16 protein-coding genes are annotated in these 16657 nt (G+C 30.1%); 4 read left to right on the top strand and 12 right to left on the bottom strand.

The genetic code is table 11. The features are described from left to right. Positions 1–3: 3 nt before the first annotated feature. The 4 genes from AXG55_RS11840 to AXG55_RS11825 all read left to right on the top strand — a co-directional run bounded on the left by AXG55_RS11840 (position 4) and on the right by AXG55_RS11825 (position 3748). Positions 4–684: a glycosyltransferase family 2 protein gene (locus tag AXG55_RS11840; RefSeq protein ID WP_148698319.1), complete on the top strand. Its 681-nt coding sequence runs from the start codon at positions 4–6 to the stop codon at positions 682–684. Continuing rightward, positions 668–1852, top strand: a complete 1185-nt coding sequence (locus AXG55_RS11835; protein WP_148698318.1) for a DegT/DnrJ/EryC1/StrS aminotransferase family protein — start codon at positions 668–670, stop codon at positions 1850–1852. The genes AXG55_RS11840 and AXG55_RS11835 overlap by 17 nt, the downstream gene beginning before the upstream one ends. Before the next feature lie 10 nt (positions 1853–1862). Then, entirely contained in the window at positions 1863–2909 is a 1047-nt protein-coding gene (locus AXG55_RS11830) for an N-acetylneuraminate synthase family protein (RefSeq protein WP_148698317.1), read from the top strand. A gap of 83 nt (positions 2910–2992) precedes the next feature. Further along, the gene (locus tag AXG55_RS11825; RefSeq protein WP_148698316.1) at positions 2993–3748 is read left to right on the top strand and encodes a cytidylyltransferase domain-containing protein; all 756 of its coding nucleotides are present in this window, start codon (positions 2993–2995) and stop codon (positions 3746–3748) included. A 44-nt stretch (positions 3749–3792) separates the two neighbouring features. On the opposite strand, the gene AXG55_RS11820 is transcribed toward AXG55_RS11825, so the two are convergent. The 12 genes from AXG55_RS11820 to AXG55_RS11765 form a co-directional block, all read right to left on the bottom strand. Further along, the gene (locus AXG55_RS11820) at positions 3793–4998 is read right to left on the bottom strand and encodes a hypothetical protein (RefSeq protein ID WP_233231190.1); all 1206 of its coding nucleotides are present in this window, start codon (positions 4996–4998) and stop codon (positions 3793–3795) included. 139 nt (positions 4999–5137) lie between these two features. Beyond that, positions 5138–6373, bottom strand: coding sequence for an N-acetyl sugar amidotransferase (locus tag AXG55_RS11815; RefSeq protein WP_148698314.1), 1236 nt, complete (start codon positions 6371–6373; stop codon positions 5138–5140). 9 nt (positions 6374–6382) lie between these two features. Further along, positions 6383–7033, bottom strand: a complete 651-nt coding sequence (gene hisH / locus AXG55_RS11810; protein ID WP_148698313.1) for an imidazole glycerol phosphate synthase subunit HisH — start codon at positions 7031–7033, stop codon at positions 6383–6385. Then, positions 7030–7893, bottom strand: coding sequence for an imidazole glycerol phosphate synthase subunit HisF (gene hisF / locus AXG55_RS11805; RefSeq protein ID WP_148698312.1), 864 nt, complete (start codon positions 7891–7893; stop codon positions 7030–7032). Before hisF ends, hisH begins: the two co-directional genes overlap by 4 nt. Further along, complete coding sequence (locus AXG55_RS11800; RefSeq protein WP_148698311.1) at positions 7894–8595, bottom strand: acylneuraminate cytidylyltransferase family protein; 702 nt, start codon at positions 8593–8595, stop codon at positions 7894–7896. Between the two features lie 21 nt (positions 8596–8616). Further along, positions 8617–9243, bottom strand: a complete 627-nt coding sequence (locus AXG55_RS11795; RefSeq protein WP_148698310.1) for an acetyltransferase — start codon at positions 9241–9243, stop codon at positions 8617–8619. A gap of 25 nt (positions 9244–9268) precedes the next feature. After that, complete coding sequence (neuB, locus tag AXG55_RS11790) at positions 9269–10348, bottom strand: N-acetylneuraminate synthase (protein ID WP_148698309.1); 1080 nt, start codon at positions 10346–10348, stop codon at positions 9269–9271. Next, a complete protein-coding gene (neuC, locus tag AXG55_RS11785; RefSeq protein ID WP_233231189.1) occupies positions 10341–11573 on the bottom strand; it encodes a UDP-N-acetylglucosamine 2-epimerase in 1233 nt (410 codons plus the stop codon). The genes neuB and neuC overlap by 8 nt, the downstream gene beginning before the upstream one ends. Positions 11574–11601: 28 nt before the next feature. Beyond that, positions 11602–12612 (bottom strand): GDP-mannose 4,6-dehydratase, encoded by a 1011-nt coding sequence (locus AXG55_RS11780; protein ID WP_148698308.1) that lies wholly within the window; start codon positions 12610–12612, stop codon positions 11602–11604. A gap of 4 nt (positions 12613–12616) precedes the next feature. Continuing rightward, positions 12617–13723, bottom strand: a complete 1107-nt coding sequence (locus AXG55_RS11775) for a nucleotidyltransferase family protein (RefSeq protein ID WP_148698307.1) — start codon at positions 13721–13723, stop codon at positions 12617–12619. After that, a complete protein-coding gene (locus tag AXG55_RS11770) occupies positions 13720–14886 on the bottom strand; it encodes a DegT/DnrJ/EryC1/StrS family aminotransferase (protein WP_148698306.1) in 1167 nt (388 codons plus the stop codon). Before AXG55_RS11770 ends, AXG55_RS11775 begins: the two co-directional genes overlap by 4 nt. Further along, on the bottom strand, positions 14883–16631 hold the full coding sequence (locus tag AXG55_RS11765; RefSeq protein ID WP_148698305.1) for an ATP-binding cassette domain-containing protein: 1749 nt from the start codon (positions 16629–16631) through the stop codon (positions 14883–14885). The genes AXG55_RS11770 and AXG55_RS11765 overlap by 4 nt, the downstream gene beginning before the upstream one ends. Between the last annotated feature and the right edge of the window lie 26 nt (positions 16632–16657).

The following is a 16657-nucleotide window of genomic DNA, read 5'->3' as shown; positions in this document are numbered from 1 at the left end:
TCCATGAAAAATAATTTAGCAGTTTCCGTTATAATTCCTGTGTATAATGGCGAGCTCTACATAGCTCGTTGTTTAAGATCTATACTTAAGCAGACTCTACATCATGATCAATACGAAATAATAGTTGTTAATGACCACAGCACCGACAAAACGAGTTTTGTCTTAAATTTATTTAAAGAAGAAATAAAAATAATAAATCTCTCACAGAATTTGGGATTGCCATCAGCTCTAAATGAAGGAATTCGTAACGCTCAAGGAAAATATATTGTTCGCTTAGATTCGGATGATTTTGTCAATAAAGATTATCTTTTTATTTTAAGCTTATTTTTAGAAATGAATCATGAATTTGACGCTGTCTGCTGTGATTATTATTTAATTGATGATAAGGAAGATGTTATTAGAAGATGTAATTCAGAAAAAGATCCAATTGGCTGTGGAATCATGTTTCGTATTGAACAATTAATAGAAATTGGTTTGTATGATGAAAGTTTTTTAATTAATGAGGAAGTTGATCTAAAAGAGCGTTTTTCTAAGAAATATGGTATTACACGAATTCCATTGCCTTTGTATCGTTATCGTTTGCACGAAAAAAATATGACGAAAGATCTTGAAAAAAAAGCAGAATTTGATCTTAAAATTAACAAAAAACACTCGGAAGCTTACAAAAATGGAAAAAATTATTAATTGGAGTGGCAGAGGCCAACAATATACCAGTGAAGAGCTAAAATTAATTACTGAAGTAGCAACATTAGCCGATCCTTTAACTCAAGGACAATACCAAAAACAATTTGAAAAAGATTTTGAAAATTACCTAGGACAAAACGGGCACGCCTATGCAGTTTCAAGCGCAACCGCCGCTATAGAATTAGCTGCAATACTTTGTCAGTTTGAAAAAGGCGATGAAGTTATTATTCCTGCTCATACATTTGTTGCTTCAGCAATATCTTTTGCTCGTTTGGGATGTGTGATTAAATGGGCGGATATTGATTTTCACACTCGCGTAATCGATATTGAAAATATAAGAAAACTTATTACTCCAAAAACCAAAGCGTTAATGGCTGTTCATCTTTATGGCAATGCAGCGCCTATGCAAGAACTGCAAGAGCTTTGTAGCAATCATGACATAATTTTAATTGAGGATGCAGCTCAAGCATTAGGAGGAGAATTAAATCATCAAAAACTAGGAACATTTGGTGACTTTTCTTGTTTTAGCTTTCATACACACAAAAATATTTCAACTTTAGGTGAAGGCGGAATGCTTTGGGTTAAAGATCCGAATTTAGCTAAAATGGTTCCAGGATTACGGCATAATGGATTACGTCCATTTGAAAATCAAGAATATTATTGGAAACCTGCCATGTCGAATGTTGATTTTGATTTACAAGGTATTTGGCCTTATAATTTTTGTATGGCAGAAGTTCCATCCGCTCTAGGAAGTGCTTTATTAAAGCGTAATGATCAAATTATTGAGAAACGTACACAACGCGCAAATAAATTTCTGGAATCTTTTAAAAATTTTCCAGAATTAATATTTCAAAAAATTCAGCCTCAAAGCAAGCATGCTTGGCATTTAATGACCGCTTATTATGACAGTGAAATTTATGGAAAGTCTAGAGATGATTTGATTAGTTCATTATTTAATACTTATAAATTAAAAACAGTTGTTCAATACTATCCTCTATATCGTTACCCAATTTTTCAAAAGAGTAATATGTCTGAAGCTAGTTGTCCAAATACAGATAAATTTTTTGATAATATGATTTCTTTTCCATTTCATGAGTGGATGAGTCATGACGATTTTGATGAAATGATCAAACGTGTACAATTAGCCTTAATTGAATTGAGAAAATAGGAATATAAAAATGAAAATAGGAAATTGGGATAGTTCAAAAAGTAAAAATCCATATTTGATTGCTGAAGTTGGTGTAAATCACGAGTGCAATATGGATATAGCTAAGAAACAAGTTCGTTTAGCCAAAGATGGAGGAGCAAATGCGATAAAATTTCAAACTTATAAAGCTGAAAAATTAGCATGTAAAAATAGCCCTTCCTATTGGAATACAGCCGAAGAAACCATTTCAAATCAGTTTGATCTTTTTAAAAAATATGACTCTTTTGGTGAAGAGCAATATATAGAAATCGCTAATTATTGCCGTGAAATTGGAATTGACTTTATGTCAACACCATTTGATCTAGAAGCCGTTGACTGGATTGATCCTTATGTCCCTGTTTTTAAAATTGCCTCGGCCGACATTACTAATGTTCCTTTGTTACAAAAAATAGCTTCAAAAAACAAACCTATTATTTTATCTACTGGTGCCTCTAATCTTCCTGAAATTGAATACGCTCTAAATATCCTTGAAGAAAATGGCGCAAAAAGCGTTGCGATTCTTCATTGCGTATTAAGTTACCCTTGTAACTTTGAAGCAGCCAATCTTAACGTTATTCCATATCTAAAAAAAGTATTTCCAAAGCATGTTGTTGGCTATTCTGACCATACCAAACCAGATAATCAAATGTTGGTCATAACATCCGCGTGGCTTCTCGGCTCTTTGATAATTGAAAAACATTTTACTCATGACAAAACCTTACCTGGCAATGATCATTATCATTCCATGGATGTTAATGACCTTAAAATATTTAAAAATAATATTGAATTTATTTCTTCCCTGCTAGGTAATAATTCTAAAAATGTTGCAGATGAAGAAAAAGAAGCAAGAAAATTTGCGCGTCGAAGTATAGTGTCTGCTCATTTTATTCCTAAAGGAAAAATTATCCAAATGGAAGACTTGATCTGTAAAAGACCAGGAACAGGTTTACCTCCTAATAATATAAATGATTTGATAGGAAAAATGGCTGTTCGCGACATTCATGATGATCACATGATTTCAGCTCTGGATTTAAATTAAAAATACATTGTTACCTTAAATCCAGAAAATAAATATTTTTTAAATCATTTTTCTAATCGTTCAAAATAGGTTTAATTAAAATAATGAATCAAAGAATTGTGGCTGTAATTGCAGTACGTATGGATTCAGTTCGTTTACCTGGTAAAACTCTGTTTAATATCCATGGTAAACCTTTACTAGAGCATCTTTTAGATCGTGTTAAATCCACATATTATATTGATGATATTATTGTAGCAACTAGTCATGAAACAGTAGACAATCCCATTGAAGTATTCTGCAATAAATACGGAGTTAGTTGCTACAGAGGTTCAAAAGAACACGTTTTAGAGCGTATTAAAGAAGCACTAGCACAATCTAAAGCAACTATCGGAGTTAATATATACGGCGATGGCCCCTTAATTTGTCCCGAAATTATTGATTACATGATATTAACATTTTTAATGCAAGATTTCGATTTCGTAAGTAACACTCTTGAAACTACTTTTCCTCCCGGAATGGAAGTAGAAGTATTTAAATTTGAAACTTTAGAAAAATCTTATCAGTTAGTTAGCTCATCTGAAGAACTTGAACATGCTACTTTATTCATCCGTAAACACCCTGATATATTCAAAATATATAATAGCAGGGCAAATGGTAAATATTATTTACCAAATCATCATCTTGAAGTTGATGAAATAAAAGACACTTTATTAATTGAAAAAATTATTGAATACCAATTAATTACTCAAGATTTGTCTTTTAATGGCATATATAATTTTTTTCAAAAAAACCCAGAAGCAAGTAGTCTAAACCAGAGTGTTTTTAGAAAATGGAAACAGTTTAGAGAAAAGCAGTGTTAATTTGTAAAGTTTCATGGCAAAAGAATATGGAAACAACTTTTTATTTACTTCTGGCAATAAGAAAATTGATCTAAATATTCTTCAAATAACTGAGGAGAATCTCCTATTCCAAATTTCACCGCATTTTGTATGACTTTATATGCAGGAATTGTATTAGAAGTTTTTAAATCAGAAATATCCAGCGAATCTAAATTTGAACTAACTAATAAGTTATGATGTATTTTTTCTGTGAATTGTTCTTTACTGTTTGCAAGATACAAATCTGGTAAAGAAGCATTAAGTAAAGGATCTCCACTTGAATTGTATCCTAGCGGTATTGAATTCAGATCCAAAGCTTCTTCTAGCATTGTTGAATTAATACTTATTGTAATTTTACTTTTTGCTATTGCCTCATAAGATGTCCATTCATAATTTTTATCTTTCTTCAAGATAAGACATCTATCTAAAAATTTGTCCTTATATAAACTATACTCTCTCTCATCCTCTGAGCACAATGCAATACAGGCTTTTATATGTGCATTTAACTTAAGTAACGTAGATAAACAATCCAATAATTCATCAACCATTTTTTTAAATGAATAAAAAAATGGATTATTTTTAGATTCCAAATAAAAAGATAATCTCCACTGTGATACTAAACAAATATCAAATTCCTTTATAAAATTACTTTTCTCTGAAATATGCTTTATAAAAAAACTTGACATAAAACTCCCAATAGGCAACCATCTATTCGCTTTATAACCACTTTGGGAAAGAAATTTAATAACATAATTGTTAAAACAGAAAAAATTTACAAGATTTAAATTTGGGACAGCTTCAATATCATATATTCCACGAGAGCCATTTTGAATACAAAAAAATTTAATATTTGAACTTATCCGAGCTGTAAATTGAAAAATACTATCATTATCTAAGTAAGTTAATACAACTCGAGGTTTATAAGATTGAATTACTTGAAATAGAAAAGCAACTTTCAAAGCAATTGAGAAAGAACGAAAACTCCATCTCATTTCAGACTTAAATACAATCTTAATAAATGTTGGAAAAACTAATAAAAATCTATAAATATTTAAATAAAAATATCCTGCCTCAATAAAAACGGGAGTTGATACATGCGAAATAACCTCTAGAATACTTTTTTTATAGATTGAATCACATCCATATACAACGCAATAAGTACGAGGAAATCTTTTATTCAATATATGAATATTACTAAATAATTGTTTTATTTTAAAAAAATATCTCATCAACCCTAGAATTTCCTTTTTTTTAAAACGTATTCGAATCGTTTTTAGATATTAGAAGTGTATTCGTAAGCACAAACAAGACTCTCTGGCATAATTAAATTTCAGTGCCCTTTAACAATTTAGTATCTTTGAATATAAATTGTCATTTATCATCAATTCCATCGCAATTTACAGTATGACGTAGCTTCCATTCGCCATTCACTTTTTCCCATAAATGTTCAGACCTTGCTTTATCGCATAACATCATAAAACGATCTTCAGATATATCTAAATAATTTAATATTTCTTTTAGATATTTATCAGGAAATTCACCATCAAAACGCTTTACAAGAGCACAAGCTTCTTTTCTATCTATATGAAAATTTCTTATCTCCTGTGATGCATCATAAGTCGCCCTTCCGATACCAAACTTCATAAATGTTGTATAATAGTGAAGGTCATCAATTTTGTCATCAATACTATTGTATTTACTATATGTTCCTTGAGTTCGAAAAGGGCGTGGTTTAAATCCTGTATTTTCCACAGCATAATAATACACCTCTTGCGGCACCCATTTTTTATAATATCCTAAATAGTGAACTTCAATATTAGAATTTTGTAATTCATTTATGGAAGCAGGCAAATATGCCATTAAATCAGCTAAAGGGATTTCGTATTTTTCTCTTAATTCTTTTATAGATAATCCTCCAAGATAAACTTCATCAATGTTATTCATAGTGAAATATGATTTATTTCGCAAAGAAGAAGCATTTTCTGCTATTGGATTACCGTATTCCGCCTCATTTTCTCCATAAAAAACAAGAGGAATACCAAATTTAGCAGCTATTTTGGGTGCTAAGTTTTTTTGTCCTAAAATAAAAGTTTGAAAAGGATGTAATAAATTTTCAATTGACAATTTTGTTAAGAGTCTCATAACTTTTCCATTTTGCTTAAAAGTTATGTTATCAAATCCACCTATTTCAATCCAATTTTTAAAATTTTGATAACCATATTCTGTATACATAATAGGTGGCCAAGTGACTGTCAAAGGATGCATGCCGTATTTATATTTTAATAAATGTGCCGCATAAGCACTATCTTTGCCACCACTACCAGGGACAACACAGTCGTAACTTCCGTCATTTTTTCTATATTTATCGCATAATATTAATAATTCTTTTTCTCTTGAGTCCCAATCAATTTTATTTTTTTGCTCAGCCGTTCTGCATGCATCACATACACCTTCAGCGTCAATATTCAGTGTTACTTTTTTACTTTCAGCTGTATGATGAAATTCGGATGTTGACGCTGGTCTTTGATTCGACATTACACATTTTTTACAAAAAATAACTTTTTCTGGTAATCCATATTTTGTGGTATATTTACCATTAATATTCATATACGCTCCTTAAATCGTTCCTATCCAATTTTTATAAATACGAATTCCTTGCCAAGCACTTTTTTCAGGATGAAATTGAACTGCAAAAATATTATCTTTTAAAATTGAAGAACAATATTCTGTTCCTTCATATTGTGTTAAAGTTAATATTTCATTTGTTACTTCTGGCTTAGCATAATAGGAATGAATAAAATACATATAGTCCATATTTTGTATTTCTCTTAATGGAGATTTAGCCCAATTGTCAACAGCAGTTAAAGATCTATAAATTTTATTCCATCCGACCTGAGGAATCTTTATACCAAGATTTAATACGTTATCATTTGTAAACTTATGAACTTTCCCTTTAATAATGTCGAGACCCTTATGATTTCCAAATTCTTCACTTTCTGAAAATAATAATTGAAATCCCAAGCAAATACCCATCAGAGGTTTACCAGTTTGAACAAATTCTAAAATTGATTTATCAAGATATAATTCTTTTAAATTATTCATTGCGTGGCCAAATGCACCAACTCCAGGCAATACTAAAGCATCCGCAGACATAATTTCTTTATAATTAGAAGAAATCAATGCTGGATTATTTAAATGAGCAAAAACTTGCGCTACACTTTGTAAATTTCCAATTCCATAGTCTAAAATTATTATTTTTTTACTCATGGATTTTCACCTTTATAAGGTCTACATTGAATGAATTTATTCAGTAAAAATTCTTTAATAATTGGTATACTTGCCGGAGAAATAAATTGAGGAACTGCATTTGATTTTAAATATTCAATATTACCTTCAGATGTTTTTGTATACTTAGAAAATAATTTTGAAGCAGATTCATAGTGAATTATACTCGCAATAGCGACAGCATCTGCTTTTCCTTCAAAGAAACAATCATAAATGTGCTGTTTACAACCTGCTCCTCCGTGGGCAATTATTGGGATAGAAAGAGATTTGCTTAGTATAGAAATTATATTATTGTCATATCCTCCTCCAGCACCTTCGTTGTCTACAGATGTTATTAAAATTTCTCCCGCTCCAAATTCTTCTACTTGTTTTGCCCAAGCTAAAACTTCGATACCTGTATACTCTCGTCCGTTATCTGTGAATACTAAATAATCTCCATTAGGCTGCTTAATAACTTCTATTGCAACAACAATGGTAGACGATCCAAATTTTTTAGAAGCTTCTTTTATAAGATTTGGATCCTTTATAGCCGCTGTATTTATCGCAACTTTATCTGCCCCACATCTTAATATTGACTTAATATCTTCTAGCGACCGAATTCCACCACCTACCGTAATGGGTATAAACGTTTTTTTTGCTGTCTTTGAAATAAGATCATGTAAACTATTTCTTTCATAAAGACTTGCGACGACATCCATATAAATGATTTCATCTGCACCTTGTTCATAATAATATTCAGCAAAATGTACAGGGTCTCCAAGTACACGCAATCCTTCTAAATGAATCCCTTTAACTAAGTTTGGCCCTTTTACATCTAATCTAGCTATTATTCTGTGATTCATTTATATCTCTTTCGTCAAATTTTTATTTAATATGAATTCAGCAATAGAAAAATCATATTCATCATCAATATCTATAGATCTATTTTTTGGCATTTCAAAACAGATAGAATTTTCAGCTATTAATTTTCTATATTTTTTAAAAAATTCTATATTCACAACATATACAGAACCATTAAGAGTATAATAATTTTTCATATCTTGACGTCTTGTTGGTTTTTCCCCAGCTAGTAAGGGTTTTAATATTTGATTATCTTCAATCGTATACATAAGCTGAGGATACGTATCTGACTTACAAACACTTAAACAGCTTGGCGCATTTTCGTTTACACATTTTTCAATACAGGTATCAATATCAAATTGAGACCTTAAAGGTGATGTTGGTTGCAATAAAACAAAATAATCATAACTATTAATATTATTTAATACATGAGAAATTACATCTATACTTGTAGAAGTATCTGTTGCTAATTCTGCTGGTCTAATAAAAGGAACTTCACATGAATACTGAAGTGCAACATCTTTAATTTCAGAGCAATCTGTAGACAGAACAATTCTATCTAAATATTTGGAATTTTTAGCTGATTCTATAGTCCATGCGATTAAAGGTTTATCCCCGAATGGTAATATATTTTTTTTAATTAAACCTTTAGAACCGCCTCTAGCTGTAATTATACCTAATATTTTTTTATTTAAGAGAGTCATTTATCATTATCCATTTATTCATTATTTTGCTGGAATACCATAAACAACAGAATTTGATGAAACATTTTTAATTACAACAGCACCTGCACCAACTGTTACATTATTTTCAATAATAATATTTTGAATAACTACAGCACCCGTACCTATATGACAATTAGAAGAAATTGTAACACCTCCTGATAACGTAACTCTTGGTGCTATATGACAATGACTATCAATAAAACAATCGTGGTCAACAGATGCTCCTGTATTAATAATGCAATTATCTTTTATGGTAGCACATGCCTGAATAAGAGATCCCATCAAGACCTGTACACCTTCCCCTAGTTTAGCATACTGAGATATAATAGCTGATGGATGAATTAAAGATTTAAAACTAAAACCTAAGGATTTCCATTTTTCAAATGTTTTTTGTCTTTCGAGAGCAAATTTTACGCTTCCAAAACCGATTACAAGTAAAATATTTTTAGGGTTTTGGTTTATAATAAAATCATCAGAACCTAAATATTTTATATTTAAAAGAGGTTTCTCACTTGTAATATTTGTGTACCCAAGTATCTCGCATTGCATTGCTTGCAGTGTGTCCACAACAACTTTTGCATGCCCCCCTGCACCAATAATGACAACGGGTAAGTGCGAATTAATCATATAAAATCCTCTAATAAATACTTTTTTATTGTATGATCTCGTCTTCGCAAAAATCTTTTTGAGCACTACTTCCAATTAAATCCCAATAATTCATAGATGACATACCAAAACCGGCTCTTTTCATACATACATTATGCTCAGAGAAAAAATCGCCTTTTGTTATTTCTTTTGAAGCCACAAGAACTTTTCTTACAATTTTTCTGTTTTTTAATTCAGATTGAGATGGTATTTTTCTTCCATGACCAAGAGATTTCTCAACTTCACGAATACTTTTTACCATCTCTTTTAACTCAACTGGATCAAGTGAAGCTTTATGATCGGGACCAGGTAAATTTTTATCTAATGTAAAATGTTTTTCAATAATTGTAGCACCGAGAGCAGTAGCGGCAATAGGAACTGAAATACCTTCGGAGTGATCGGATAGCCCTATATTTAAACTAAAAGATGCTTTTAAAGTTTTCATAGAATTTAAATTAACTTCATTGAAAGGAACAGGATATTCAGAAGTACAATGCAATAACGTAACTTTTTTATTTAATATACTCTGACCTTCCTCTGAATAAAAGGCATCCATAAAATTATCTAAAGAAGGCCTATCACTCTTACCTAGTAGACCAAAAGCAATTACTGCTAAAGCTGTTTCAATTTCACCTAAAGATGTCATTCCTGAAGAAACAATCAAAGGCAATCCCATTTTAGACATTTTTAACAAAAACGGATAATTCGTAATTTCACCAGAAGGAACTTTTATATAATTAATATTTAAATCTCGAACAAGAAAATGGAGACTACTCTCATCAAACGGTGTAGATAAAAACTCAATATTTTTATTAATACAATGCTGTTTTAATAAATAAAATTGATCATAAGTAAGTTCTAATTTTTTTAACATTTCATACTGAGTTTCAGAATTTCCAATATTTTTTATTTGGTATTCAGCTTTTTTAGCTGATTTAATTACTAGATTATCCGCTGAAAATGTTTGAAATTTAACTATATCAGCGCCAGCTTCAGCAGCTACATCAATCAATTTAAATGCTTGCTCAATAGAACCATTATGATTTACACCAGCTTCAGCTATAATAGTAACCTTATCATTATTCATTATGAATACTCTCTTGTTTGACAGAAACTTCTAAGTCAAAGAATTTCTTTTTAATAAAATCACTTGCGGAAAAATCAGGATCAAATAAAATAGATTTTAAATGATTACATATTTTCAAAGAGTTATCACCTCCCTTTCCATAAGGTAAAGGTTGAAACTCAATTGATTTTTTAAACTCAGCACTTAAAGCTCTATCTATAGCTTTTAAAATATCCTCTTTTTTATCATGACAACTAATTATTGACGGACTTTCAATTCTTCCTTGTTCACGACATCCAATATTCACGGCAGGCAAATTAAATACAGGAGCCTCAATAAACGCACTTGATGAATTACCGATCATAACATTTACAAATCTTAATAAACATAAATAGCGTTTATGACCTAAAGATGAATGAATTACGCAATGAGAAGAATTTTCTTCAACAAAATCTTCTAAAAGTTTATTCATCGTTCTTCCAAATGCATCTGAGTTTGTTTTAGTAAAAATTATTTTAGCATCTGGATACCTTTTTAAGGCATCTAAAAGTTCTTTAACAGAATTTATATTTTGTTCTTGTGAAAAAATACTTACAGGATGAAAAGTAACTAAAAAATTTATTTTACCAAGTTTAATACCTAAACTTTCTTCAAGTTCAGACTGATTAAAATAATTCAGTTTATGAATAGAATCTAATCCAGGAGCTCCAAAATTAAATACAGTTTTAGGACTCTCTCCCATTTGAATAACTCTTTTTCTATACTCTTCTGTTGCAACAAAATGTATATGAGACATTTTAGTTATTGCATGGCGAAAAGAGTCATCAACCGATCCTTCGGTAATTTCTCCACCGTGAATATGAACTACTGGTATTTGATAAATTACAGCAGATTGAACTGCCGATAAAATCTCAAAACGATCTCCTAAAACAATTAAAAGATCAGGTTTTAGATTTTCAAAAGCATCTGCAAATCCAATTACACCCAAGCCTATAGATTTTGTTATGGCTGATTTTGTGTCACTAGATAAAAGCATTTCAACTTTATAAGAAATTTTATAGCCATCTGCTTCTATTTGTTTATATGTATCACCGAACTCAGGAGACATGTGCATTCCTGTTACGATAATCTGTAAATTTATATCTGCATCATGATTAAAATAATTCATAATCCAGTAAAGCAATCCATATTCTGCTCTTGAACCAGTAACTACACAAATATTTTTTTTCATTAATAATTTTTGCATTTATATTATTCTTACTTTATTAATTTATTCATACAAAATACCTAGTATTTTCTTGCAAATAGTCACTACGATTTTTCATCCAGTGAATGAGTTGAAGAATGCCCTCTTCAAGACTAAATTTTGCTTTCCAACCGGTTGCCTGAAATAACTTTGTTGGGTCAGATAATAATCTCTCAACTTCACTTTTTTCAGGACGTTTTCTTTCTTCTTCAGTAACAATAGAAATTTTTTTATCTAACATTTTGGAAATAAGCTTAAAAATATCTTCTATTGAAATTTCTTGCCCAGTCCCTGTATTAAAACTCTGCCCTAAAATATCATCATTACTACTCTCAGCCAAAGCTATAAAAGCTTTAACCGTATCTATTACATAATTAAAATCCCTTGTAGTTGTGAGGTTTCCTAATTTTATCTCTGAATTTCCAGATAAAATTTGAGATATTATTGTTGGAATTACCGCTCTCATACTTTGTCTAGGACCATAAGTATTAAAAGGTCTTAATATTACAGCTGGAAGGGACATAGATCTAAAATAGGACTCTACAGCCATATCTGCACCAATTTTACTTGCAGAATAAGGCGATTGACCTTGTAAAGGGTGTTTTTCCGTAATGGGAACAAACTGTGCTGTTCCATAAACTTCACTTGTTGAAGTATGAATAAATCGAGACACTCTTGAAGAATCTAAACAAGCTTCCATCACATTTAAAGTACCTAAAACATTTGTTTCAAAATAACTTTGAGGAGCAACATAAGAATAAGGAATTGCAATTAAAGCAGCAAGATGAAAAACGGTGTCATGATCTTTTATCATTTTTTTAAGAAAAAAAGGATCGCGAATATCTCCCAAAATTAATTTTAAATTATGAGGGCATTTTTTATGAGTGAAGTCATCAAGCCAACCATATTTTCCAAACGAATTATATTGACATAAAGCTGTAACTTCAAAACCATTTTCTATAAGAGTTTCAACTAAATGACTACCAATAAAACCATCACTTCCAGTAACAAATATTTTTCCAAGCTCTCTTTTTGACATACAATTAACTTTCAAAGTGAAGATGATATTCATTATTTGCTTTTAAATATTCCTCTGGTAATCCAACATCAATCCAATATTCATGTAACAAATAAGGAATAATTTTTTTTCCTTTTGCATTACATTTAGTAATAAAGTCGGTCATATTTAAGAATTGTTCATTTTCAATTAATTCTATTACTTTTGGACTTAATACATAAATTCCAGCATTAACTAAAAAATCAAATTTAGGTTTTTCAGAAATATTTGATATTTTTTTATCTAATACATTTACTACTCCATAAGGGATTGTATACTGAAATGGTCTTACAGCACATGTAATATCTGCATCGTGATTTTCATGCTCTTCAACTATTTTTGCATACTGAACATTTGTCAAAATATCCGCATTGCAAACAATTAAAGACTCATGAATTTTACTTTTTATAAACCCTATTGAGCCCGCAGTGCCAAGAGGTTGTTTTTCTCTTACAAATTCTATATTTAGTCCAGAAAATCTTTCAGAAGCTAAGAATTCTTCAATTTGATCGGCGAGATAATTCGTAGACACATAAAAATTTTTAAACCCTTGAGAAGTTGCCTGATTCAAAAGGGTTTCAATAATCGGTTTCCCACCAACAATAGCTAATGGTTTAGGTCTATCATTTACAATAGAGCGTAATCGAGAGCCCAGTCCTCCTGCCAAGATGAACATATAATTTGATACTTGATTTTTTATTTCAACATTTTTTTGTTTTACTTCAGATGTACGAATATCATTCAAACCTAAAATAAAGATATCTGCAACAAAACCTTGATCATCCAAAAGAGGGATTTCCCTTTTTCCAACTCTATGAGAAAGTTCAAACAACTCTTCAGTTGAACTGCTTTCATGTGCAGTAACTGGATTTTTATTAATCCAGTTTTTGGAAGAGTCCTCTAAGGAGGCTCCACTTAAAAGCGCCCTGCGAATATCACTATCAGAAAGAATTCCCAAAAATTTTTCATTCTGATAAGATGAAATGCAAGCAATTAACAATCCAGACTTTGATATGATTGATAAACACTCTTTCAAAGTTGAATGTTCTGATAAAATAGCTTGGTTGTATGTAGGAGAAAATTTATTTATCATTTATCACCAATTATACTTAAAAGAATTAAATCTGAAATAAATTTTACATCTTCATTTAAAATTTTGGGACTTGAAGGAAGAGACAGTGTTCTATTCCAAATGTCTTCTGTATATTTCAATAATAAATTATTTTCGACTTTATATGCTGGTTGCAAATGACATGGCGTCCACAAAGGTCGTGCTTGAATTTTATTTTCAATGAGAATTGTTAAAGCTTTTTCTCTTAAATTAAAATCCTTAAATATGACACAGTTTAGCCAATAATTAGAGTGACAATTTTGCTGTTTATATAAATTTAAAAATGGTGAATTTAAATAATTTGAATATAAGTCAAAAATCTCTTTTTTACGTACTAAACGTGATTTTAATTTTTTTAATTGAGAACATCCAAGGGCTGCTAATAAGTTAACAAGTCTAAAATTATATCCTATTTCGTCATGCACGAATCTAAAATTATCAATTTTTGCCGTTGTTGATAGATGTTTTAAATGTTTTGCAAATTCAAAATCATTTGTTGTAATCATGCCACCACCACCGGTAGTTAGTATTTTATTTCCATTAAAGCTAAAAATAGCTGCTAAACTTTCATTTCCTATATGAGTTTCATCAAGATTATATGTCCCTAATGCTTCTGCTGCGTCTTCTAATATTGTCAAATTAAACTCTTCCGAAATTCCTTTTAATAAATAACTTTCTGCTGCAGACCAGCCCATAATATGAACAGGAATAAAAGCAAGTAATCTATTAAAAGTTACTTTATTTATCCAGTATTTTTGTTCAAATCTATATTCATAGTTATTTAAAATATATTTTTTAAAGTTTTCAATGGAAAACTGCAATGAATTTTCATCAGTATCAATAAAATGAGGTGAGCCACCCGCATGTACTACCGCATTTGCTGTGGCAATAAAAGTCAATGAAGGCAATATAATATCAAAGTTATTCAAAACCCGAAATCTATGCTTTAGTGCCTCAATAGAAAGCTGTAAACCAATAGTTCCATTGCATATTGATACTGCATGTTTTGAGCCCACAAAATCAGCAAAATCTTTTTCAAATTTATCAACAAAAGGCCCACCTGTTGAAACCCATGAAGAACGTAGAGCTTCAAGAACATAGTCTTCATCGTCTTTATCAAATATGGGTTCATGCAAATTAATCATTTTTCAAAATTCCTACTCTTAAGATCTACAATTTTATCTACCGATCTTAAAATTCCTGGCCTATGTGAAACAATAATCGCAGTACATATACCTTTCAATCTTTCAAGAGATGATGTTATCTCATATTCTGTTCCTTCATCAAGATTAGATGTGCATTCGTCAAGTACGAGAAGCTGAGGATTATGTAAAATAGCTCGTGCTAAACATAGCCTCTGTTTCTGTCCTGCAGATAATCCAGATTGATCTTCAGGTATCATATAATCCAAAGACTTTTTTTCTACTATATCTTTCATACTTGCAAATTCTAAAGCTCTCCAAATTTGATCTGCAGAAACAGGTTCTTTCATACCATATAAAAGATTATCTTTTATCGTTCCCTTTATTAAAAAAGGTTCTGCTCCAACATAACCCACTTTAACATTAGGTGAGTCCAAAAACTCTTCAGGCAAAAAACCTGATATAAATACATTTCCAATATTCGGTTTAATTATACCGAGTAAAAGAAATAAAATTGTACTTTTTCCAGATCCACTTGGGCCAATTATACCCACATGACTGCCTTGCTTAATTTCAAAACTTAAGTTCTCAATGAGAGGAGCTTTATAAGACTCATAAGAATAAGAAACATTTTCAAAAATTATATTCAAATTTTTAATATTTATATTACTAACATTATTAACCGATGAAATTTCAAGAAATTTATCTGGTAATATATAATTTTTATTTGAGCCAATAAATTTAATGGCATCTAAAGATTTATTAATATAATAAATTTCGTTTTTATGAAAACTATTAAAATACCTAAAAGCGATTTTAATTTGCGGATAATATAGATTTAGAGAGCTAAAGTATCCAAATAATATTGATAGATTTTGAATAAATCTAATGAATAAGTATAAAAAAGAAACTAAAATCATACCCTCAGTGTGAAAATATTTCTGACTCATTAAAATAATGATAACAAGTAACAGTATGCCTAGAAATGGAGATATTGTTATGCTTAAAATGTTTAAAAATGAAGCTCTTATTGAACAAAGGCCATAATTAATAACATTTTCTGCTAATTTTTTCTGCTCATAATTTTGGGTTCTCATAATTTTTATAAAAAGAAGATTTCTTGAAATTTTCTCTATTCCAGCGTTCAATTTATATTGTTCTATTGGTACCTGTAAAGCAACCTTCCTAACACCTTTAGTGATTTTAAGAATAAGTATCCCAATAAAAAAAATACCAAATAAACCTATAATTGATTCTTTCCAAGCCGTTGCAAACATAAGCAACATAACAATTGAGCACTGAAGAAACAAGGAAGAAAAATAAACTATGTTTGATATAAATAACGAGGCTTTTGGAAATACTTCAGTAATCCTAAAGTTTACATCTGAAACCCCATTGTCTCTAGTCCGTTGATTAAATAAATCATAAACAGCTAAATTTCTTAACCTACAATTAGCATATTCTAGAGAAAAACTCGTACTATGATTTGAAAATATTTGTCCTATTATTCTAAAAAATCCTATTAATACAAGAAATAAAATAACGTAAGAAAGATCAATACGAGGTATAACAAATCCTAGAATTTTAATTTTAGTTTCAACTAACCCTAAGCTCACTAAAAATAATTGCAAAAATGCAACTATTAACAACTCAAGAAAAGACAGAAATATAGCAGAAAAAAAGGTTATAATAAACCAAAAAATTGATTTTCTGCCTACAAAGTAAATAATATTCTTTAAACGTATCATTAAATAAACACACCCTAATATAATAC

Source organism: Silvanigrella aquatica (assembly GCF_001907975.1).
GTDB classification, from domain to species: Bacteria; Bdellovibrionota_B; Oligoflexia; order Silvanigrellales; family Silvanigrellaceae; genus Silvanigrella; species Silvanigrella aquatica.
Note: the sequence above shows the minus strand (reverse complement) of the source record. Positions and strands in the feature narration are given on the sequence as shown.

Excerpts from the sequence above, each read along its gene's own strand:
- AXG55_RS11840 (WP_148698319.1), top strand. The coding sequence starts at position 4 with ATGAAAAATAATTTAGCAGTTTCCGTTATAATTCCTGTGTATAATGGC.
- AXG55_RS11835 (WP_148698318.1), top strand. The coding sequence starts at position 668 with ATGGAAAAAATTATTAATTGGAGTGGCAGAGGCCAACAATATACCAGT.
- AXG55_RS11830 (WP_148698317.1), top strand. The coding sequence starts at position 1,863 with ATGAAAATAGGAAATTGGGATAGTTCAAAAAGTAAAAATCCATATTTG.
- AXG55_RS11825 (WP_148698316.1), top strand. The coding sequence starts at position 2,993 with ATGAATCAAAGAATTGTGGCTGTAATTGCAGTACGTATGGATTCAGTT.
- AXG55_RS11815 (WP_148698314.1), bottom strand. The coding sequence starts at position 6,373 with ATGAATATTAATGGTAAATATACCACAAAATATGGATTACCAGAAAAA.
- hisH (WP_148698313.1), bottom strand. The coding sequence starts at position 7,033 with ATGAGTAAAAAAATAATAATTTTAGACTATGGAATTGGAAATTTACAA.
- hisF (WP_148698312.1), bottom strand. The coding sequence starts at position 7,893 with ATGAATCACAGAATAATAGCTAGATTAGATGTAAAAGGGCCAAACTTA.
- AXG55_RS11800 (WP_148698311.1), bottom strand. The coding sequence starts at position 8,595 with ATGACTCTCTTAAATAAAAAAATATTAGGTATAATTACAGCTAGAGGC.
- AXG55_RS11795 (WP_148698310.1), bottom strand. The coding sequence starts at position 9,243 with ATGATTAATTCGCACTTACCCGTTGTCATTATTGGTGCAGGGGGGCAT.
- neuB (WP_148698309.1), bottom strand. The coding sequence starts at position 10,348 with ATGAATAATGATAAGGTTACTATTATAGCTGAAGCTGGTGTAAATCAT.
- neuC (WP_233231189.1), bottom strand. The coding sequence starts at position 11,573 with ATGCAAAAATTATTAATGAAAAAAAATATTTGTGTAGTTACTGGTTCA.
- AXG55_RS11780 (WP_148698308.1), bottom strand. The coding sequence starts at position 12,612 with ATGTCAAAAAGAGAGCTTGGAAAAATATTTGTTACTGGAAGTGATGGT.
- AXG55_RS11775 (WP_148698307.1), bottom strand. The coding sequence starts at position 13,723 with ATGATAAATAAATTTTCTCCTACATACAACCAAGCTATTTTATCAGAA.
- AXG55_RS11770 (WP_148698306.1), bottom strand. The coding sequence starts at position 14,886 with ATGATTAATTTGCATGAACCCATATTTGATAAAGACGATGAAGACTAT.
- AXG55_RS11765 (WP_148698305.1), bottom strand. The coding sequence starts at position 16,631 with ATGATACGTTTAAAGAATATTATTTACTTTGTAGGCAGAAAATCAATT.